The 20,322-nt window shown below is 66.5% G+C and carries 19 protein-coding genes and 2 tRNA genes; 13 read left to right on the top strand and 8 right to left on the bottom strand.

What is annotated here, in order from left to right:
- Nucleotides 1–156: 156 nt before the first annotated feature.
- The 6 genes from serA to AC1DRO_RS13315 all read right to left on the bottom strand — a co-directional run bounded on the left by serA (nucleotide 157) and on the right by AC1DRO_RS13315 (nucleotide 8,664).
- Nucleotides 157–1,752, bottom strand: a complete 1,596-nt coding sequence (gene serA, locus AC1DRO_RS13340) for a phosphoglycerate dehydrogenase (protein ID WP_079553521.1) — start codon at nucleotides 1,750–1,752, stop codon at nucleotides 157–159.
- A 136-nt stretch (nucleotides 1,753–1,888) separates the two neighbouring features.
- A complete protein-coding gene (gene ilvC / locus AC1DRO_RS13335; protein WP_026266449.1) occupies nucleotides 1,889–2,914 on the bottom strand; it encodes a ketol-acid reductoisomerase in 1,026 nt (341 codons plus the stop codon).
- 78 nt (nucleotides 2,915–2,992) lie between these two features.
- A complete protein-coding gene (gene ilvN / locus AC1DRO_RS13330; protein WP_018773531.1) occupies nucleotides 2,993–3,505 on the bottom strand; it encodes an acetolactate synthase small subunit in 513 nt (170 codons plus the stop codon).
- Nucleotides 3,506–3,507: 2 nt separating this feature from the next.
- On the bottom strand, nucleotides 3,508–5,406 hold the full coding sequence (locus AC1DRO_RS13325) for an acetolactate synthase large subunit (protein WP_476951159.1): 1,899 nt from the start codon (nucleotides 5,404–5,406) through the stop codon (nucleotides 3,508–3,510).
- Nucleotides 5,407–5,874: 468 nt separating this feature from the next.
- Complete coding sequence (gene ilvD, locus AC1DRO_RS13320; RefSeq protein WP_026538934.1) at nucleotides 5,875–7,596, bottom strand: dihydroxy-acid dehydratase; 1,722 nt, start codon at nucleotides 7,594–7,596, stop codon at nucleotides 5,875–5,877.
- Between the two features lie 129 nt (nucleotides 7,597–7,725).
- A complete protein-coding gene (locus AC1DRO_RS13315; RefSeq protein ID WP_476848903.1) occupies nucleotides 7,726–8,664 on the bottom strand; it encodes a LysR family transcriptional regulator in 939 nt (312 codons plus the stop codon).
- Nucleotides 8,665–8,849: 185 nt separating this feature from the next.
- Between AC1DRO_RS13315 and AC1DRO_RS13310 the strand changes: the two genes are divergently transcribed.
- From AC1DRO_RS13310 to AC1DRO_RS13280, 7 genes are all read left to right on the top strand, one after another.
- Nucleotides 8,850–9,953 carry a sunset domain-containing protein gene (locus AC1DRO_RS13310; RefSeq protein WP_476951158.1) on the top strand — a complete coding sequence of 368 codons (1,104 nt, stop codon included), beginning with the start codon at nucleotides 8,850–8,852 and terminating at the stop codon, nucleotides 9,951–9,953.
- A gap of 46 nt (nucleotides 9,954–9,999) precedes the next feature.
- Complete coding sequence (locus AC1DRO_RS13305; protein ID WP_476951157.1) at nucleotides 10,000–11,127, top strand: PQQ-dependent sugar dehydrogenase; 1,128 nt, start codon at nucleotides 10,000–10,002, stop codon at nucleotides 11,125–11,127.
- 116 nt (nucleotides 11,128–11,243) lie between these two features.
- Nucleotides 11,244–11,319: transfer RNA gene (locus AC1DRO_RS13300), tRNA-Lys, on the top strand.
- Between the two features lie 126 nt (nucleotides 11,320–11,445).
- On the top strand, nucleotides 11,446–11,991 hold the full coding sequence (locus tag AC1DRO_RS13295) for a hypothetical protein (protein ID WP_476951156.1): 546 nt from the start codon (nucleotides 11,446–11,448) through the stop codon (nucleotides 11,989–11,991).
- Nucleotides 11,992–12,064: 73 nt separating this feature from the next.
- A complete protein-coding gene (locus AC1DRO_RS13290) occupies nucleotides 12,065–12,562 on the top strand; it encodes a hypothetical protein (RefSeq protein ID WP_476951155.1) in 498 nt (165 codons plus the stop codon).
- A 209-nt stretch (nucleotides 12,563–12,771) separates the two neighbouring features.
- Nucleotides 12,772–12,948: a hypothetical protein gene (locus tag AC1DRO_RS13285; protein WP_476951154.1), complete on the top strand. Its 177-nt coding sequence runs from the start codon at nucleotides 12,772–12,774 to the stop codon at nucleotides 12,946–12,948.
- Nucleotides 12,949–13,059: 111 nt separating this feature from the next.
- On the top strand, nucleotides 13,060–13,374 hold the full coding sequence (locus AC1DRO_RS13280) for a hypothetical protein (protein WP_476951153.1): 315 nt from the start codon (nucleotides 13,060–13,062) through the stop codon (nucleotides 13,372–13,374).
- Between the two features lie 923 nt (nucleotides 13,375–14,297).
- Here the strand turns inward: AC1DRO_RS13280 and AC1DRO_RS13275 are convergent.
- Nucleotides 14,298–14,486 carry a hypothetical protein gene (locus AC1DRO_RS13275; protein WP_028275031.1) on the bottom strand — a complete coding sequence of 63 codons (189 nt, stop codon included), beginning with the start codon at nucleotides 14,484–14,486 and terminating at the stop codon, nucleotides 14,298–14,300.
- 288 nt (nucleotides 14,487–14,774) lie between these two features.
- On the opposite strand from AC1DRO_RS13275, the gene AC1DRO_RS13270 reads away from it, so the two are divergent.
- Entirely contained in the window at nucleotides 14,775–15,404 is a 630-nt protein-coding gene (locus AC1DRO_RS13270) for a DUF2510 domain-containing protein (protein WP_476951152.1), read from the top strand.
- Between the two features lie 356 nt (nucleotides 15,405–15,760).
- The gene (locus AC1DRO_RS13265; RefSeq protein ID WP_476951151.1) at nucleotides 15,761–16,150 is read left to right on the top strand and encodes a hypothetical protein; all 390 of its coding nucleotides are present in this window, start codon (nucleotides 15,761–15,763) and stop codon (nucleotides 16,148–16,150) included.
- 89 nt (nucleotides 16,151–16,239) lie between these two features.
- Here the strand turns inward: AC1DRO_RS13265 and AC1DRO_RS13260 are convergent, their stop codons facing one another.
- Nucleotides 16,240–16,722, bottom strand: a complete 483-nt coding sequence (locus tag AC1DRO_RS13260; RefSeq protein WP_043433894.1) for a MarR family winged helix-turn-helix transcriptional regulator — start codon at nucleotides 16,720–16,722, stop codon at nucleotides 16,240–16,242.
- Nucleotides 16,723–16,831: 109 nt separating this feature from the next.
- Here AC1DRO_RS13260 and bcp point away from each other — a divergent pair, with 109 nt between their 5' ends.
- The 4 genes from bcp (at nucleotide 16,832) to AC1DRO_RS13240 (ending at nucleotide 20,317) form a co-directional block, all read left to right on the top strand.
- Complete coding sequence (bcp, locus tag AC1DRO_RS13255; RefSeq protein WP_476951150.1) at nucleotides 16,832–17,305, top strand: thioredoxin-dependent thiol peroxidase; 474 nt, start codon at nucleotides 16,832–16,834, stop codon at nucleotides 17,303–17,305.
- Between the two features lie 118 nt (nucleotides 17,306–17,423).
- Nucleotides 17,424–17,505 (top strand) — tRNA-Leu (locus tag AC1DRO_RS13250).
- Between the two features lie 237 nt (nucleotides 17,506–17,742).
- Nucleotides 17,743–18,420: a fasciclin domain-containing protein gene (locus AC1DRO_RS13245; RefSeq protein WP_476857810.1), complete on the top strand. Its 678-nt coding sequence runs from the start codon at nucleotides 17,743–17,745 to the stop codon at nucleotides 18,418–18,420.
- A gap of 241 nt (nucleotides 18,421–18,661) precedes the next feature.
- Complete coding sequence (locus tag AC1DRO_RS13240; RefSeq protein WP_476951225.1) at nucleotides 18,662–20,317, top strand: ABC transporter substrate-binding protein; 1,656 nt, start codon at nucleotides 18,662–18,664, stop codon at nucleotides 20,315–20,317.
- Nucleotides 20,318–20,322 lie beyond the last annotated feature (5 nt).

Raw genomic sequence — 20,322 nt, 5'->3', positions numbered from 1 at the left:
AGGAAGTGAAGGCGTCCCGTGTCGGGCGTGCAAAAGTAAGGGCCGGTCTGCCGGCCTAGACCCGAAATTCGGTCCTAGCCATTGTACGCAGACCGGCCGGCCTCTCGTGGCCGCCGGTGGCGGTCATGCCGCCGCCGGGGCCACGCGGGGAGGATTTCAGTCCTCGAGGTCAACCTCGCGGACCATGTCAGCGCCGATCCCGGCCTTGATCGCGTCAAGGACCTGCTGGGGAACGGAGCTGTCGATGGTCAGCAGGGCCAGCACCTGGCCGCCTTCCGCCTGGCGTGCCACCTGCATGCCGGCGATGTTGATGTTGTTCATGCCCAGGATGTGGCCGATCGTGCCGATCACGCCGGGGCGGTCCGAGTAGGCAACCACCACGAGGTGTTCGCTGATCGGGATTTCCACCTCGTAGCCGTTGACGCCGACCAGTTTCTGGATCTGCTTCGGGCCCGTCAGGGTTCCGGCGACGGAGATCTGGCTGCCGTCGCTGAGGGCGCCGCGCAGGGTCAGGACGTTGCGGTACGACTCGGTGTCCGGCGTCGTGATGAGGCGGACGTTGATGCCGCGCTGCTCGGCGATGACGGGTGCGTTGACATAGGAGACCTGCTCGGTCACGACGTCGGCGAAGATGCCCTTGAGCGCCGCGAGTTCCAGGACCTTGACATCGAGCGAGGAGATCTCGCCGGCCACCTCGACGTCGAACTGGGTGAGGGAGGCATGGGTCAGCGCGGTGAAGATGCGGCCAAGCTTTTCCATCAGCGGGATGCCGGGGCGGACGTCCGGGGCGATGACACCGCCGGCGACGTTGACGGCGTCGGGGACCAGTTCGCCGGCCAGGGCCAGGCGGACGGACTTGGCGACGGAGACGCCGGCCTTCTCCTGGGCCTCGTCGGTGGAGGCGCCCAGGTGCGGGGTCACCACGACGTTGTCGAGTTTGAAGAACGGCAGGTCGGTGCTGGGTTCCTTGGAGAAGACGTCGACGCCGGCGCCGGCGATGTCACCGGCCTGCAGCGCGGTGTAGAGGGCTTCCTCGTCCACCAGGCCGCCGCGGGCGACGTTGACGACGTACGCCGTGCTCTTCATCTTCTTGAACGCCTCGGCGCCGAGCATGCCGACGGTTTCCGGGGTCTTGGGCATGTGGATGGTGATGAAGTCCGACTGGGCCAGGAGCTCGTCGAGCGTCACCAGCTGCACGCCGAGCTGGGCGGCCCGGGCGGAGGTGATGTAGGGGTCGTACGCGAGGATCTTGGTGTCGAAGCCCTTCAGGCGGGCCGCGACCAGGGCGCCGATCCGGCCCAGGCCGATGATGCCGATCTTCTTCTCGAAGAGCTCGATGCCGGTGTACTTGGAGCGCTTCCACTCCCCGTCCTTGAGGGCGGAGCTGGCCTGCGGGATGTGGCGGGCGAGGCTCAGGATGTGCCCGACGGTCAGTTCGGCGGCGGAGACGATGTTGGAGGTCGGCGCGTTGACCACCATGACGCCGGCCTGGGTGGCCGCCTTGATGTCCACGTTGTCCAGGCCGACGCCGGCGCGGGCGATGACCTTGAGGTTCTTGGCGGCGGCGATGGCCTCGGCGTCCAGCTGGGTGGCGGAGCGGACCAGGATCGCGTCGACGTCGGCGATCGCGGAGAGCAGCTGGGAACGGTCGGAGCCGTCAGTCTGGCGGATTTCAAAGTCCGGGCCGAGGGCCTCGACTGTGGCGGGCGAAAGTTCCTCAGCGAGGAGTACGACAGGTTTGGTGCTTGTCACCGGTGACCTCTTTAGCTCTCTTGTGTATCTGGTGGGGATTTTGGTGAATCGGGTGGTACGGGTGGTGCGGGTGGTGCTGGACAGCAGGGAAGCCGGACCCCAGGATGTGGTGTCCGGCTCCCCTGCCGGGCAATGCCTAGCGGGCCACTGTTCCTTCGGTGTAGTCGTCTTCGTTCTTGATCCAGGAGAACAGCTTGCGCAGTTCGCGGCCGGTGGCCTCGATCGGGTGGTCTTCACCCTTCTTGCGCAGCGCCTTGAACTCCGGCGCGCCGGCGTCCTGGTCGTCGATGAAGCGCTTGGCGAAGGTGCCGTCCTGGATGTCCGCGAGGACAGCCTTCATGTTTTCCTTCACCTGCGGGGTGATGACGCGGGGGCCGGAGACGTAGTCGCCGTATTCCGCGGTGTCCGAGACGCTCCAGCGCTGCTTGGCGATGCCGCCCTCGACCATGAGGTCGACGATCAGCTTGAGCTCGTGCAGCACCTCGAAGTAGGCGACCTCGGGCTTGTAGCCGGCCTCGGTGAGGGTCTCGAAGCCGTACTGGATCAGCTGCGAGGCGCCGCCGCAGAGGACAGCCTGCTCGCCGAAGAGGTCGGTTTCGGTCTCTTCGGTGAAGGTGGTCTCGATGACGCCCGCACGGGTGCCGCCGATCGCCTTGGCGTAGGACAGGGCCAGTTCCTTGGCCTTGCCGGACGGGTTCTGCTCGACGGCGATCAGGTCCGGCACGCCTCGGCCGGCTTCGAACTCGCGGCGCACGATGTGGCCCGGGCCCTTGGGGGCGACGAGGGCGACGTCGACGTCGGCCGGGGGCTGGATGTAGCCGTAGCGGATGTTGAAGCCGTGGCCGAAGAACAGGGCGTCGCCCGGCTGCAGGTTCGGGGCGATGTCCTCGGCGTAGACGTGGCGCTGGACCTGGTCCGGGGTCAGGACCATGATGAGGTCGGCCTCGGCGACGGCGTCGGCAACGTTCAGGACCCGCAGGCCCTCGGCCTCGGCCTTGGCCCGGGACTTCGAGCCTTCCTTCAGGCCGACGCGGACGTCAACGCCGGAATCGCGGAGGCTGAGGGCGTGGGCGTGGCCCTGGGAGCCGTAACCGATGACGGCGACGGTGCGGCCCTGGATGATCGACAGGTCGGCGTCGTCGTCGTAAAACATTTCAGTCACTGGGGTGTCTCCTTTTGAGTGGATTCTTCGTAGATATTGTCTGTGGTGCTGCGGTACAACGGGGCGGCTCCGGCGGTCTTACGCGCTGCGGAGGGCCCTGTCACTCATGGAGCGGGATCCCCGCCCAACGGCCAAGGTGCCGGACTGCACGATTTCGCGGATGCCGAATGGCTCAAGCACTGACAAGAGTGCGGTGAGTTTCTCGGGGTGGCCCGTTGCCTCAATGACCACCGACTCTGTGGAGACGTCGACCACTGAGGCGCGGAACAGGTCTGCAGCCTGGGTGACCTGCAGGCGTGTTGCGGCATCCGCACGTACCTTGACCAGGATGTGGTCGCGCTGTACGGAAGATTCGGAGGTGAGCTCGACGATCTTGATCACGTTGACCAGCTTGTTCAGCTGCTTCGTGACCTGTTCGATCAGCTCACCATCGGCGTCGACCACCACGGTCATCCGGGACATGCCCGGAACCTCGGTGGGGCCGACGGCCAGGGAATTGATGTTGAAGGCCCGGCGGGCGAAGAGGCTGGCGACGCGGGTCAGCACACCGGGCTTGTCTTCGACCAGAACGGACAATGTGTGGCGGGTCATGTTCAGTCCTCCTCTTCCCATTCCGGGGTCATGTTGCGGGCAACCTGGATCTGGTCGTTGCTGACCCCCGCGGGGACCATCGGCCACACCATCGAGTTGGGGCTCACGACGAAGTCGATGACCACGGGGCGGTCATTGATCTCCAGTGCCTTCTGGATGGTGGCGTCGATGTCCTCGTCGCGTTCGCACCGGAAGGCGGCGCAGCCGTAGGCATCCGCCAGCTTGACGAAGTCCGGGATGCGGACCGTGTCGTGGCCCGTGTTGAGGTCGGTATTGGAGTAGCGGCCCTCGTAGAACAGGGTCTGCCACTGCCGGACCATGCCCAGGGAGGAGTTGTTGATGATGGCTACCTTGATGGGGATCTTGTTGATCGCGCAGGTGGCCAGTTCCTGGTTGGTCATCTGGAAGCAGCCGTCGCCGTCGATGGCCCAGACCACGCGGTCCGGTTCGCCCACTTTGGCGCCCATGGCCGCCGGCACGGCGTAGCCCATGGTGCCCGCGCCGCCGGAGTTGAGCCAGGCGTGCGGGCGTTCGTACTTGATGAACTGCGAGGCCCACATCTGGTGCTGTCCGACGCCGGCCACATAGATGGCCTCGGGGCCGGTCAGGGCGCCGATTCGTTCGATGACGCGCTGCGGGGCGCTGAGGCCGTCTTCGGGTTCGGTCCAGCCGAGGGGGTAGGTTTCCTTGAGGTTGTTAAGGAATGCCCACCAGGTGGTCAGGTCCGGGGTGCCGAAGGCTTCGAACTGCAGGCGCAGGGCATCTGTCAGTTCCGGGATGATCTCTTTGACCGAGCCGACGATGGGGACGTCGGCCGTGCGGTTCTTGGAGATTTCCGCCGGATCGATGTCGGCGTGGATGACCTTGGCGTTCGGGGCAAAGGACTTCAGGATGCCAGTCACGCGGTCATCGAACCGGGCGCCCAGGGTGATCAGCAGGTCCGACTGCTGCAGGGCTGTCACGGCGGAAACCGTGCCGTGCATGCCCGGCATGCCCACGTGCTGGGGGTGCGAGTCCGGGAACACGCCCCGGGCCATCAGGGTGGTGACCACGGGGGCGCCGGTCAGCTCGGCCAGTTCACGCAGCTCGGCCGAGGCGTGGGCCTTGACCACTCCGCCGCCGACGTAGAGCACGGGCTTGCTGGCACCGGAAATGAGCCGGGCGGCCTCGCGGACCTGCTTGCTGTGGCCGCGCACCACGGGCCGGTATCCCGGGAGATCGATCTTGGGCGGCCAGGAGAACGTCATCTGGCCCTGCTGGGCGTCCTTGGCGACGTCCACGAGGACCGGGCCAGGGCGTCCGGTGGACGCCAGGTGGAACGCCTCGGCCATCACATGCGGGATGTCGTTGGGGTCCGTGACCAGGAAGGAGTGCTTCGTGATCGGCATGGTGATCCCGACGATGTCCGCTTCCTGGAATGCGTCGGTGCCGATCACCCCGCTGGAGACCTGGCCGGTGATGGCCACTATCGGCACGGAGTCCATGTGGGCGTCCATGATGGCGGTAACGAGGTTGGTGGCACCCGGGCCCGAGGTGGCGATGCAGACGCCAACCCGTCCGGTAACCATGGCGTAGCCTTGCGCGGCGTGGCCGGCTCCCTGTTCGTGACGGACCAAAACGTGGTTCATTTTGGAGGCCATCAAGGGGTCGTAGGTGGGCAGGATCGCGCCACCGGGCAAACCGAAAATGTCCTGGACGCCGAGTTCTTCGAGCGAGCGGACAATTGCTTGCGAACCGGTCATGACAGTCGGGGGTACGACGTTGTTCGGTCCGAGGACAGGAGAGACAGCAGCAGAGTCGACGCCGGCGTCAGCCGGACGTTCGACGCGTTCCGGAGCCTTGTGGGCTCCAGTGGACTTGGTGGCCATCAGCGAGGGGCTGATCGGCGATCCTTTGCTCATCGGACTCTTCCTTTGTGGATCTTCGGTGATCGTGGAACTACTGTTTTTGTTCTGGTGGTGCGGCTGGTGCTGCGGGAAATAAAAAAACCCCTCAGCCGACGGGCTCTTCGAGGGGTTGCGCGTGACGGTTCGTTACCAGTGAAGGCTAATGAGCCACGCGCTTGGTAAGTACGACAGAAACACCTGCAGCGCTTTCGACTGCAGTGCACTCAAATTCAGTGGCTCCGGCTGTAACGATCTCGATCATGCGTTCAGTTTTCCCTCTGAGTGAGACGGGTGTCAACGAGCCCGGCCCGTGTCTCACTATTTGGACAACGGTGTCCACTAGCTGGTCCTCCTGGTCTCCCCTTGCCCCCCGACACCGAACGGCGAGCCGCCCATATTGGCGGCAGGGCTTAATAAGGGAAACGCCGAGGGCCCCGGAGTGGGCGGCGCCCAGCGCCGTCCACTCCGGGTAGGCGTTACCCGTTACCCGCAGTACGCGCCCGTGGAGGCGCTGTGGACGAGCTTGGCGTACTTGGCGAGCACGCCCTTCGTGAACTTGGCCGGTAGCGGCTCCCAGCCGACCTTGCGGGCCTCGAGCTCGGCGCCGTCGACCAGGAGGTCGAAGGTGCGCGCCGCGATGTCCACGCGGATCCGGTCGCCGTCCTTGACGAACGCGATGGGGCCGCCGTCGACGGCTTCCGGCGCAACGTGGCCGATGCACAGGCCGGTGGTTCCGCCGGAGAACCGTCCGTCGGTCAGCAGCAGGACGTCCTTGCCCAGGCCCGCGCCCTTGATGGCGCCGGTGATGGCGAGCATCTCGCGCATGCCGGGGCCGCCCTTGGGGCCTTCGTAGCGGATCACAACGACGTCGCCCTTGTGGATCTCACCCTTGTCCAGGGCATCGAGCGCGCCCTGTTCGCGTTCGAACACGCGGGCCGTGCCCTCGAAGACATCGGCGTCGAAACCGGCGCTCTTGACGACGGCGCCTTCCGGGGCCATCGAGCCGTGCAGGATGGTGATGCCGCCGGTCTTGTGGATCGGGTTGTCCAGTGCGCGCAGGATCTTGCCGTCCAGGTCCGGCGGGTTGATCGCGGCGAGGTTCTCGGCCACGGTCTTGCCGGTGACGGTGAGGCAGTCACCGTGCAGCAGGCCGGCGTCGAGCAGCGCCTTCATGATCACCGGCACGCCGCCGATCTTGTCGACGTCGGTCATCACGTAGCGGCCGAACGGCTTGAGGTCGCCCAGGTGCGGGATCTTGTCGCCAATCCGGTTGAAGTCCTCCAGCGTCAGCTCCACCTCGGCTTCGCGGGCGATGGCGAGCAGGTGCAGCACGGCGTTGGTGGAACCGCCGAAGGCCATCGTGACGGCGATCGCGTTCTCGAACGCCTTGCGCGTCATGATGTCGCGGGCGGTGATCCCCAGGCGCAGGAGGTTGACCACGGCTTCGCCGGACTTGTGCGCAAAGGCGTCGCGGCGGCGGTCCGCGGAGGGCGGTGCGGCGGAGCCGGGCAGGGACATGCCCAGGGCCTCGCCGATGCAGGCCATGGTGTTGGCGGTGTACATGCCGCCGCAGGCGCCCTCGCCCGGGCAGATGGCCTTTTCGATGCGGTCCAGGTCCTCGCGGCTCATCTTGCCGGCGGCGCACGCACCGACGGCCTCGAACGCGTCGATGAGGGTGACTTCCTTTTCGGAGCCGTCCTCGAGCTTGACCCAGCCGGGCATGATGGAGCCGGCGTAGAGGAACACGGCGGCCAGGTCCAGGCGGGCCGCGGCCATCAGCATGCCGGGCAGCGACTTGTCGCAGCCGGCCAGGAGCACGGAGCCGTCGATCCGCTCGGCCTGCATGACCGTCTCGACGGAGTCGGCGATGACTTCGCGGGACACCAGGGAGAAGTGCATGCCCTCGTGGCCCATGGAGATGCCGTCCGAGACGGAGATGGTGCCGAACTGCATGGGGAACCCGCCGCCGGCGTGGACGCCTTCCTTGGCGCCCTGGGCGAGCCGGTTCAACGAAAGGTTGCAGGGGGTGATCTCGTTCCACGAGCTCGCCACGCCGATCTGCGGCTTGGCGAAGTCGTCGTCGCCCATCCCGACCGCCCGGAACATGCCGCGCGCGGGGGCGGCATGGATTCCATCGGTAACGACCCGGCTGCGGGGCTTGATGTCCGGCTTGGTGTCTGCTGCTGTTTGGGTGTCCTGACTCATGGCTCAAAGTCTAGGGCTCTGCCACAGGCGCCAACGACCCAAGAACGGAGCGTTAAGCGGAAAACCGGGAATATTTCGATCAAATAGTGGACTCTCGTCTCACATCATGAAACCCTGGCCCCCTTTGACCTAGGCCCGGTGAGCCGCGTCACGCAGTTCCGGGGCCTCGGCGACACCTTGGGCCTCGGCCTTGAGCATCGCCAGGACCTGCTGGATGGTGGTCCGGGCCGCGACGTCCGGACGGGCCAGCGCCACGATGCTCCGGCTGGCCTTCACGCCCTCGAGCGGGCGCAGGACGAACCCCCGGCCCTGGTTGCTGACCGCCGTGTACCGCGGCAGCAGGCTCAGCCCGTGCCCGGCGCTGACCAGGGCTTCCAGGACCCTCAGATCCGGGAACTGCTGGGCCCGGACCGCCTGTGAGTCGGCCCGCACCTCGATCTGGCGCAGCACAGTGTCGAACGGAAAGCCCTCGGGGACTCCCATCCACGGAAAGCCGACGACGTCCTCGGCGCACAGTGTGGCTTTGCCGGCCAAAGCGTGCCCGGCCGGCAAGGCCACGTCCAGGGGTTCGTCCAGCAGCGGCACCACCGTCAGGCCCTGGCCGCCGAAGACTTCCGGACCGTCGACACTGTGCGCCAGGACGATGTCGTAGTCCGCGGTCAGCCCGGCGAACCCGGCAACGCCCGGGTCCTCGAAGTGCGCCTCGAACCGGAGCCCCTCGACGGCTTTGACCCGGTGCAGCATGCCCGGCAGGAACATCTCCGCGGCGCTGGGAAAGAAGGCTGCCACCACCCGTGTCTGCCAGCCGCGCCGGTACGTGTCGATGGTCGCTTCCGCCCGGGCCATGGCCGTCGACACGTCGGCGGCGGCGCCGGCCATGGCCAGCCCTGCCTCGGTAAGGCGCACTCCCCTGCCGGATTTCTCCACCAGGACGACGCCCAGTTCCTCCTGCAGGGTCTTCAGCTGCTGCGACACTGCAGATGGCGTGACCTTCATGGCCTCGGCCGTGGCGCCTACGGTCCCGCGGCCGGCGAGTTCACGCAGTATCTGCAGTCGCTTGAAATCCATGAGGCGAGGCTACACGCCGGGCCGGGTTTGATTCCGGTTCCGGGCGGCTCACCGGACCGGGGATCCGCTCCAGGAATGCCCGGCATTTGGCCGCCGGGAGGGTGGACAGCCGGCTTTGCCCGGACGTAACGTCAAGCATCGGCAACCATGCCTCATGGGCTGAATACGGACTGAAAGGCTCTGCTATGGACTGGATCGTCTGGCTCGTTGTCATCATCGTGGTGGTCGCTGTGGTCTGGCGGCTGCTGAACCGCAACAAGAGCCGCCCGGGCGCAGATTCCTCATCCGCCGCAGGCACCAGCACCGGCACTTCTGCCGGCATTTCTGCCGGCACCCCTGTCGGTTCGACGCCGGTGTCTGGAACGGCGACGGCGAGTCCGACGGCGGCGAGCGGTGCGGCGGCCAGTTCGACGGCGGCGGCCAGTGCGGCTGGCCCGGCAACGGCCGGGGCCGCGGGTCCGACAGCGGCCGCGGGTGCCGCCGGTGCCGCGGTGGCCGGCCCCGATGCAGCGCCTGCGCCTGAGCCGGACGCACCGTCCCGGGAGGCCACGGCTGCCCCCGAGGCGGCCGGGCCCGCAGCGGCCACCGCGGCCCAGACCATCGAGCCGGGCGCCGAGGCCGCCCCGGAAGCAACGGGCGTCCCGGGCAATGCCGAGTGGGAGACCCAGTGGTCCGAGACCGCCCCGCCGGCGCAGACACCCACCGCCGCGGCCCACGCTGAGCCGGCCCGCGGTGCGCACGCTGTGACGGCCGCCGAGCGTGGTGCTGCTGCGGAGACTGGCGCGGCGGGCCTGCCCGTCCACCACCCGGAATACACTGAGCCCCACGCGCCGACTCTGCCCGGGGCGGAATCGGCAGCCGCGGAACCGGTCGACGACGACACCGTTACCGGCACGGGCACTTCAACCAGCACTGGCGCCGGCACCGGCACCGGCACCGGCACGGCGATGCCAGGAGCACCCGACGCCGGGACACAGCACGCGGGTCCCGGCGACGCGGAAACAACGCAGATGGCAGCCTCGCCGGCAGCGGCCGGGGCCTCCGCCAGCCCAACGGCCGAGCCCACCGGCCATTTGGCCACTGAGGAGCCTTACGGCGAGGGGTCAGCGGCTCCGGCGGCCGACGGAAGCGGCCCTGAGGGTTTCACAGTCAAGGGCAATGCCTCGTCGATGATCTACCACGACGAGACCAGCCCGGCGTATGAGGAAACCCGGGCTGAGGTGTGGTTTGCCTCCCCGGCCCACGCCGAAGCAGCCGGGTTCCGGCCGCCGCGCCGGACACGGCAGTAGCCGGCGGTCCGGGCGGCCGACCCATCCCTTCTCATCGCGTCCGTTGATGCTCACCCGTATTACCGGCAGGTGCTTCATTGGCAGGGCAGTGGCCCGGGCCGTGGCGCTTGCCGTTGTCCTGTTTTTCCTGAGCGCCTGTACCGGCGGCTCAACCTCGCCCGTGGTTCAGCCGGGAGACCGCACTGCCACCGGCGCAGCGGGTACGGCCGGGGCAGCGGGTGAGCCCACGGTTGCGGGCCGGGTTAATGGGCTGCAACTCCCGTGGTCCGCGGTCCATCTACCCGACGGCACCGCGGTCATCTCCGAGCGCGACACAGCACTGCTCAGGACCATCAAAGACGGACAGCTCGGTACGGTCGGCAAAGTACCCGGCGTCGTGCCTGGCGGCGAAGGCGGCCTCCTGGGCCTTGCCCTTTCCCCCAACTTCGCGTCGGACCGTTACCTCTACGCCTACTTCACCGCGGCGGCGGACAACAGAATCGCCCGCATGCGGCTGGAGGAACGTGGCGGCCGGCTGGAGCTCGGTGCCTTGGAACCGGTTTTCACCGGCATTTCCAAGGCCGCCACGCACAACGGCGGCCGGATCCGCTTTGGGCCCGATGGTTTCCTGTACGTGGGGACGGGCGATTCGCAGCGCCGGGAGCAGCCGCAGGACCGCACGGCGCTCGGCGGAAAGATCCTCCGACTCACTCCGGATGGCAGGCCGGCACCGGGAAACCCGTTCGGCGATAACCCCGTCTACAGCTTCGGCCACAGGAACGTCCAGGGACTGGCCTGGGACAGCGCGGGCCGGCTGTGGGCCAGCGAATTCGGCCCGGACGTCAACGACGAGCTCAACCTGATCGTGCCGGGCGGCAACTACGGCTGGCCCGAGGTGACGGGTGCCCCGCACCGCCCCGGCTTCCTGGACGCCAAGGTGGTGTGGCCGTCGACGGCGGAGTCTTCCCCCAGCGGACTCGAAATTGCCGGCAGCACCGCCTACCTGGGCGCCCTGCGCGGCCAAAGGCTTTGGGTCGTTCCACTTAACGGCGAATTCGCCGGAGATCCTGTGAGCTATTTCACGGGAAAGTATGGCCGGGTGCGCAACGTTTCACTCGCTCCCGACGGGCGCCTGTGGCTCCTCAGCAATGGGCAAAACCCTGATTTCGCGCTGATTTTGAACCTCCCCGGCTGACCTGGGCCATCCCGCGCCCCTCGATTTCACACGACAGCCAATCTCGTGTAGAGTTTCATGTCGTTGCGGAGAACAACGCGGGAAATAAAAAGCCCCGGTGAACGAAAACAACAGATGCACCTCTAGCTCAACTGGCAGAGCAATTGACTCTTAATCAATGGGTTCCGGGTTCGAGTCCCGGGGGGTGCACCAGCGAGAAACCCCGTCTCGCAGGCTTAGCGGCCTGCGGGACGGGGTTTCTTTTTTGTTGGCGAAGGCTGCCCGACGGGCCGGGCCGGGATGACTTGCCATTTAGGGCACTGACCGTAGACTCGGCCCATGTCTGGTCCTGGGGGAACGAAAACAGTCCGCTGCGCTGCGGCATACGTTGTTGGCCTGCTGCTCGCCGGTAGTTTGGCCTCCTGCGCCTACGAGGACGAGGGCGATCCGCGGCCGACGGCGGCCGGGCAAAGCCGCCGCCCGGCGCCCGCCGCCCCGACCAAAGATCCGGGGGTGCTGGGCGTCGAAGCGAGCAATTACGCCGAGCTGCACAAGCGTCTGGCCGAGGCGCCAGGGTCCGTAGTCCTATCCGATACCGGTCCGGCGGACGGGCCAGGGGTTGGCTTCACCAAAGCCGCAACGGTGACGGCCGCCGGTCCGCACACAGTCACCGCGGCCTGCGTGGGCATCCCGCATGCCCAGATCTTCCTCTCCCAGAACTCGCTGGCCGGAACAGAGCACACGGTGTTCGAGGTCGATTGCTCGCGAACCCAATCGCAGGTCGTCCAACTGCAGAAGGGCTACGTCAGTGCCCAGTTGACCCGCCCGGACCCGACCGGCGCCTGGACCGGGGCGGTCGCCGGAATCAAGGTCACGGGCCAGTGAGGCTGACGAGCCCGGTGCGGACTCCGCTGGACGTGCATCGGACCCAGCCCAACGCGTGGTGGAGGGACTACTGATGCCGACCGTAAATGCTGCTCTCGATCCCTATCGCAATTGGACCGAGCCTCGCGACGGAGTCGGAGTCGGGTCGAACCCATTCCGGCTCGCCAGCAAGGTGGAGTCAGGAGCCTCCCTCGACGAAGTCTCAGGGGCTTGGGCCGCCCACCCACTTTTGCCCGAGCTGGAGGCACTCTGGCTATCAAGTCGCGAGGCATGGCTGTTCCAAGACGTCGACTACGGCCAATGGGGCCTCCACATTCTGGAACCCGCGAAGGCGGCAGCGCGCACCAACGCCGAGCGAGCGAGTCGACCGACCGACCTTGTGCCGAGCGACGCCGTCATCGGCGAGTTCCTTGGCGACACGGACCTCTTGGTACTGGAAGCCAACGGCGCCGTCTTGGTCGCACAGCCCCTGGACCCGCGCAGTGACTGGCCACTGGCGGCGTCGACGCTGTCCGAGTTCCTGACCCTGTATCTCGAAGCTGTGGGCGATAAATACTGGGAGAGCTCCTGACTTCGACTTGAGCGCCGGAGAAGGTCCTGCGACCGGCCGCTGGCCATGCGAGCTTCGGGACGGGTGCGCGTAGTCTGTCGCCATGACCTCGGGAAGCGGTGGTGGCGGTAGAACGTACGAGTGGCAATCGTGGCCGTCCGACTCACTGGAGGGAATGCCGCCGAAGCGGCGCCGGCTGGTGGTCTGGGGGGTTGCTGTGGCTCGTCCTCTTGAGCAGCGTCCTGAGTGCAGTGGGCATACCCGAGCCGTGGCGGTCCGTGGTGTTCGCTGCCGCCCTGGCCACGGTCTTCGTTCCCCTGATCCGGGGAGCAGCCGCTGAAACCCGTGCCCTGCGAGCCGAAGCAGCCGGGCACGAGGGTCCTCAGGGGCAGGGAGGTCACGGCTGAGGACGTCCTTGTATACGGTGCCTTCGGCGTGGCAACCGGAATCTTCACGCTGGGTCGGCCTTCCGCGCCCGGGCGAAAGAGCGGGCACTCCCTCCCGGCTCGCCCACCGCAATGAACCTCAGGAAGGCCATCTCCACCGGGCAGCTGCCGGAGGAGGCATCCGCGGAACAGTGGGAACCGGAGCTGATCCGGATCCTCATCCAGGAGCGTCACATGGCGTGGTTCGGACCCCTGATGTGCGGCCTTTTCACCGCACTGGGGGTCTTCCTGATCCTCGATAGCCCCGAGCGTCCCTGGTTTGGAGTGATCTGCAGCCCGTTATTCCTTGGCCTGACCGTATGGTACCCGTTCTGGGTGCGGCGCCGACGGGTACGGATTCAGGAGCTCCTTGCACAGTTTCCGGAGGAGGAGTCATTGTGGCGGTGACAGGGAACGGCCCATGACACCGAGGTGGCTTGGCGCGGCGCTTCTTTGCGTGGGAGCTCTGAATGCCCTCATCGGCACGATCATGGCCATTCAGATCCCGCCCGTCCGCGTCGGACTCTTTCCATACGTGATCCTTGCTTTGCGGGCTCAGTTTGATCTTTGCCGGGTACTACACCGGAAAGCGCGGGAGCGGGGATTAGCGATGCTCCGCGGCCGGTGGACCAACCTAAGGGGACGCGCACAGAACGGATTCCCCGGCTGCCGGCGGTGGAACCCTACGATGGTAAGGATGAACTCCACCCGGAAGGCCTCGTACGCATCCGCCGTGGCCCTGCTGCTCGCGGTCTCGCCGTTGGTCCTTGCGCTGCCCGCGGCGGCCGCGCCCTGCAAGTCCGCCGGCCTTCTTCCCCTGAAGGTCTGCCCCGCCTCGCCGACGCCGGGCCCACCGTCCGCTTCCCCGGCGCCGAGAGTGACTCCCCCGGGCAGCACAGCGCCGCCGTCGGACCCCACGCCGCCCCAACCACCGTCACAGTCGCCGTCTCAAAGCCAGGTCCCCGGACAGGACGCGGCTCCGCCGACGCCGGGCCCCGCCCCCTCCGTCAGTCAAGGAGCCCCCACCCCACCGGCCACGGGTGCTGTTCCGGTCCCAGCCACGGCGGGATCGTCCGCCTATCAGTCGCCGGGCGCGGGCCAGAGCCCGGAGTCCGCAACGGCGAATCCTTCCGCAGCGGCGGCCGGCAGGGTTGGTCCCGGACCGGACGGGCAAGGCGGTCTCGCCGGCGGATTCCTGCTGGCGCTCAGCGGTCTGCTCATAGGCCTCTCCGCGGCCATTGGCCTCCGCCGGCCCGCCGGGCCATGAAACGGCCGCCGAACCGTCACAGTGAACTGTGTGGCTCAGCGGCCGCCTCATGCACATCGATTTATCAGACCTTCTCGCGGGACCGGTCGCGCACCTTCTCCGGCTCTTCGACCGTGAACTCCTTGCTGCGGCGGGGGAAGGCCCAGAACCTGAATTCCGGCGCCTCCGCCCGGGTCTCCGGGCGATCCTCAGAATCCTTTGCGGCATCCTTCCTGGTATCCCGCCAGGAATCCCTGTTGTACGAATAGCACATCACTGACCTCCTTCGTGGTGATTGCCTATTAATCGTCCTCCCAATCGGCTGGCGCGTCGATACTTCCGGACTGCCCTTTTGCGCCTGGGCGGCAGGCTGGCCCAAGGGTTCCAGCGGACGGGTCTGCGCCGCCGGCCGGCCTTCCCGCCGGCACGGGCCGCGGTTAGACTCCATCCAATGCACCACTGCGACCAATGGGGGAATCATGGAGTTGCCCATCCCCCTGTACGCTCTCTCACGGAACAGAAGAAGCCAACGCGCGCCACGCCACGCAAAGGATGAACAGCCATGACCGTCCCGCCCAACGCCTCCGCCCCTGGCCCTGGCTGGTATCCGGACCCGGCAGGCTCGGGCCGGCTTCAGTGGTGGAACGGTTCGGCCTGGACCGGCCAGTTCAACGCACCGCAGTTCGAGGCGACAGCGCCCCGCCACCCGGTGGCGCCGCGCAGGCGCATCAGCGACCGGACACCGGTCTACAACGCGTACATCTGGACAATTGTGGCCCTTCCGCTCGTGCCGCTCATCCTGCTGATGTTCTGGAACCCTGTGCTCCGGCTGCGCACGGCGGGCCCGCGGCAGATCCAGACAATTGATCCGGCGTCGATTTTCACGGCGCCTTACTTCCTCTTCATAGCAATCAGTTTCGTGGCCTACGGCTTGTCCGCCCTCCTGGCGTACCTGGACTGGGACCGGCTGCGCAAGGACGGCGTTGTCCGGCCGTTCCACTGGGCGTGGGTGTTCCTCAGCAGGGAGGTCTACGTGATTGGCCGCTCCGTGATTGTCCACGAGGTAGCACCGCGGCGGGGGCTCGCCCCGGTGTGGGTCACGGTCAGCGTCGTCTTGCTCACGGCAGTGCTCACCGGCCTCAAAATGTCAGCCATCGTCGCCACCCTGGCGAACCAGGCCGTAACGGTGTAGGCAGCGTCAATCCAGGCAGCGGCCAACGTGCCGGGGCTGCTCCGATCGCCAGCATCCTGGCTCCTGAAACGATCCGCCAGAACAGGGTCTTTAGTCCCTTTTGAGAGTCAACGCAGGGGCGTTGACTGGAAAGATGCTCCGGGCAACAGTTCTGGAGCGCCCGGTCCTGCAGACCCGGACCGACAACAACGCCGGCCAAAGACCCCGACGCGACCACCAAAGTTGATATTCAGCTCTCCCGGTGCCCTCACTGAGGATCGCGTCAGCAGACACGGAAATCATGGGCCCCCCGGCAGCATGCCTGCACGGCCCGCCCCCGGGGCCAGGGAAATCGATCTCCGTAAGGACCAAGTTTCATGAACAAGGCTATTCGCATCATTGGAACAACCGCGGTGACCGCCGCACTGGGCCTGGGCGCCAGCGCCCTGCCTGCCAGCGCCGCCGCTACCACTTCGACCGCCTCCGCCAGCTCCTGGAGTCAGTCCTCATTTGTGAACCGGCACCACATGCGGGACAACAACCGGCACGACACGCGCAATGGCTGGTGGGACGGGGAGAACCGGTGGCATGACAACGCCGACGGATGGGGTTGGCGCGACGATCATGGCAATTGGCGGGACGACAACGACCACCGCGGCTCGTGGACGGGCCGGGACGGCTGCCGGCATGACAAGGACGGGTTCTGGGACCATCACGGAAACCGGCACGACAATAAGAACCACAACCACCACAGGCACACCTGGTGACTGGTCACCACTGAAGGCCTCGAGAACGGAACTGATTGGGACGGCGGGAACCCTGCCGTCCCGTTCCCGTTCCCCGCACAGCAACGTGGCTAATTCAGCGGGGTGGCCCCGGCAATGGCGCCCGGCTCGGCAGCCGTGACGATGGCATTGGCCTCCGGCGAGGAAGACTTGGTTGCCAGCACCCTGACCACGGCCTGGAGCTCCTGCCGCAACACGTCGGGGTCAATGGGAGTGGCGGCGAGCACGGAACGTTCCATGTCGGCGGCAGCGGCAACCGCCTCGCGCCCCTGGTCAGTCAGCGACACCACATGGCTGCGCCGGTCGGAGGTGCTGCGGTGCCGCGAAATGTGGCCGTGCGCTTCCAGCCGGCTTAGTGTCTTGCCCATCGTCTGGGCCTGGACCCGGACGAGCTGGGCCAATTGGGCTTGCGTCATCGGCCCATTCGCCGAGAGCACCTCCATGGCGATCACCCCGGCATGGGTCAGGCCAATGGCCCCCAATTTTTCGTTCCAGGAGTGTTCTACAAGACGTGCTGCCGTGGACAATAGGCGGCCCGTGGGCCAGCGATCCATATCAGGCATACCCAAGAGTATAGCCAGCAGCGGATTCGTCCGGCGCCGATCGCGTCACTACGCTGGATTATCACCCCGCTTCATGACGAACCTCACCAAGGAGACACCCGTGTCCGAGCGACTCACCGACGGTGCCACAGCACCGGATTTCACCCTCAAGAACGCCGAAGGACAGGACGTCAGCCTGCGTGATTTCCGGGGCCGGAAGACCGTGCTCTACTTCTACCCGGCAGCCGCCACGCCGGGATGCACCAAGGAGGCCTGCGATTTCCGGGATTCCCTCGGCGCGCTTCAGGCCGCAGGTTATGACGTCGTGGGCATCTCCCCCGACCCCGTCGGGAAGCTTGCCGCGTTCGCGTCCGCCGAAGGGCTGAACTTCCCGCTGCTCTCCGACGAGGACCACTCCGTCGCCGAGGCCTACGCGGCCTGGGGCGAAAAGAAAAACTACGGCAAGACCTACCAGGGCCTGATCCGCTCGACCATCGTCGTCGACGCCGGCGGCCGGGTTGCCGTCGCACAGTACAACGTTCGGGCCACCGGGCATGTCGCCAAACTTCGCCGGGACCTGAAACTCGACGCCTAGTCCCCGGTCTCCGGTTCGTCCTCCCGCGGCAGCCGTTGCAACCAGCAAACCGGCAATAGGTACAATAGAGCCTGGCGCCCGCCGCCGGGGTTCTTTCCCGGGACGACGACGGCGCCGCGCGCGAGTGGTGAAATTGGCAGACACGCAGGATTTAGGTTCCTGTGCCTTCGGGCGTGGGGGTTCAAGTCCCCCCTTGCGCACAGAGAGAACCCCGGTCTTCGGACCGGGGTTCTTGTGGTTTCCGGCGCTGTTCCGGGGTTTTTCGGGAGTTTTGACGCCGCCAAAAAGAATTTCACATCCGCACCCATCCGTTTCCTCCGAGCAGCCGAATACCCATTGAGACACCAACCAAGGGTCGGTGCCCAACAGTCGGGAAAGGGCCGCAGCGGCAAAAATTCGCCGCCGGCAAACATCGGCACAACAAAGGAGAAACCGAAATGCAGAACATCAAGCGCACCACGTTCGCCGTTGCAGGTATCGCAGCTGCCGCCATGCTCAGCCTCACTGCCTGTGGCGGATCCAGCGCCTCGTCGGCCCCCGCCTCCTCGGCACCGTCCTCCGCGCCGGCGGAATCCAGCATGGCGTCCCCCTCCACGAGCGCCTCCGCCGCGGCCATGGATCCGGCTGCCAACCTCGTCGGCTCCGGCTGCGCCGCGTATGCCGCCCAGGTTCCCAGCGGTGCCGGCTCCGTCTCCGGCATGGCGCTTGACCCGGTAGCCACCGCGGCGTCCAACAACCCGATCCTCACCACCCTGACCGCCGCCGTGTCCGGCAAGCTCAACCCCAAGGTCAACCTGGTGGACACGCTCAACGGCAGCGAATTCACCGTTTTCGCCCCGACGGATGACGCCTTCAAGAAGATCGATCCGGCCACGATCGAGGCCCTGAAGACGGACGACGCCACGCTGAGCAAGATCCTGACCTACCACGTTGTCCCCGGCAAGATCACCCCGGACCAGATCGTCGGCACCCACAAGACGGTTGAAGGCGGTTCGGTGACGGTCACCGGCACCAAGGATGCCCTCAAGGTTGACGGCGCCAACGTTGTCTGCGGCGGCGTCCAGACCGCCAACGCCACTGTCTACATGGTCGACTCAGTCCTGATGCCCAAGTAGTCAGCCCTTTTGCACTCCTGCCCGGATCCAGCCTGACTCCCTGGACCACTAGGAGAAGCGGAGGCCCGTACCACCAGGTGCGGGCCTCTGCTTTTTGCGCTGCCGTGCGCCTTGCGGTGGTGTGCCACAAGAGCTGGCGGACCCGGCCGTCAACTAGACTGGGGCTGGTCCGCAGCCGGCGGACCATCCAGTTCCCAGAGGTGATTCCCGAGTGCCCAGCAGTACAGTGCCCAGCAGGACAGTGCGGCGGATTGCCGCCAGCATCGGGGCCGCCCTCCTTGTCCTGCCGCTCGCGTCCTGCACGGGCAGCCTCGGCCCGGCACCCAGCTCCCCCACCGCCTCTGCCAGCGCCAGCGCGGCACCTACCGCGCTTTTCACCTTCGGCACCGGCTCAGAGCCGCTCGGGCTCGATCCTGCCCTGGTCTCCGACGTGGAGTCCTACCGCGTCACCCGGCAGGTACTGGAAGGCCTCGTCGGCGTAGACCAGACCACCGGCCAGCCCACGCCGCTGCTGGCCACCGAATGGTCCCAGAGCGATGAAGGCCGGACCTACGAGTTCAAGCTGCGCGGAAACGTTAAATTCCAGGACGGGACATTGTTCGATGCCGCCGCGGTCTGCACCAACTTCAACCGCTGGTTCAACTTCTCACCGGCCCTCCGCGAACGGGCCACCGGTACCACCTTCAAGGGCGTCTTCAAGGCCCATGCGGACCAGGCGCCGCTGTCCATATACAAGAACTGCACCGCCGTCGCGCCGGACAATGTGCGGATCGGCCTCACCCAGCCCTTCACGGGTTTTCTCCAGGCCCTCACCCTGCCGGCCTTCGCGATGTCTTCGCCCAAGGCCCTCGCCGCCGAGAACGCTGACGTCCTGAACCAGAGCCGGGGCGGGCAGCCGGTATCCGCCTACGGCCTCCACCCGGTTGGTACAGGACCGTACATTTTCGGCTCCTGGGACTCGGGCAGCGTCACCCTGGCCAGCAACAAGGACTACTGGGGGGACAAGGGGCAGATCGGCACCATCAAGTTCGTGACCTACGATCACCCGCAGACCCGAATGCAGGCGCTCCTGGACGGCAAGATCGACGCCTACGACGCCGTCACCGTGGGAAACTTTGACCAACTGGTCAAGAGCGGAAAGCAGATCATCCAGCGGGACCCGTTCTCCGTGATGTACCTGGGCATGAACCAGCAAGTCCCCATCCTGCAGAACCTCAAGGTCCGCCAGGCGATCGAAATGGCGCTGGACAAAGACACGCTGATCCGCCGGTTCTTCATCGACAACACGGCCCAGGCATCCCAGTTTGTTCCGCCCAAGCTCAGCGGCTTCAACAACAATGCCGCGGCGCTCGGCTACAACCCGGGCAAGGCCAAGGAACTCCTGGCCGAGGCCGGCTACAAGGGCGAGGAGCTGAAGTTCTACTATCCGCTCAACGTCACCCGTCCCTACCTGCCGACGCCGGAAAAGGTTTACGCCGAAATCAGCCGCCAACTGACCGCCGTCGGGCTCAACGTCAAGCCCGTACCGGTGGACTGGGCTGACGGTTACCTGCAGAAGGTCACGTCCCCGGGCGACCACGCCCTGCACCTGCTCGGCTGGAACGGCTCGTATTCGGACCCCGACAATTTCGTGGGCCCGCTCTTCGGCGAGAACACCGGCGAATTCGGTTACCAGGATCCCCAGGTCTTCTCCAAGATCGCCCGAGCCCGGGGCCTGCCGGACGGAAAGGACCGCACCGAGGAGTACCAGACCATCAACGGGCAGATCGCGGCCACGGTGCCCGCGGTTCCCATTGCCTTCCCGATCTCGGCCCTGGCGCTCTCCGACCGGGTGCTGAAGTACCCGGCGTCGCCGGTGCTGAACGAAGTTTTCACAAAGGTCGAGCTAAGGCCTTGACGCCC

It is taken from the genome of Arthrobacter sp. P4_F11 (genome assembly GCF_056401395.1).
This window is presented reverse-complemented; position numbering and strand designations above follow the sequence as displayed.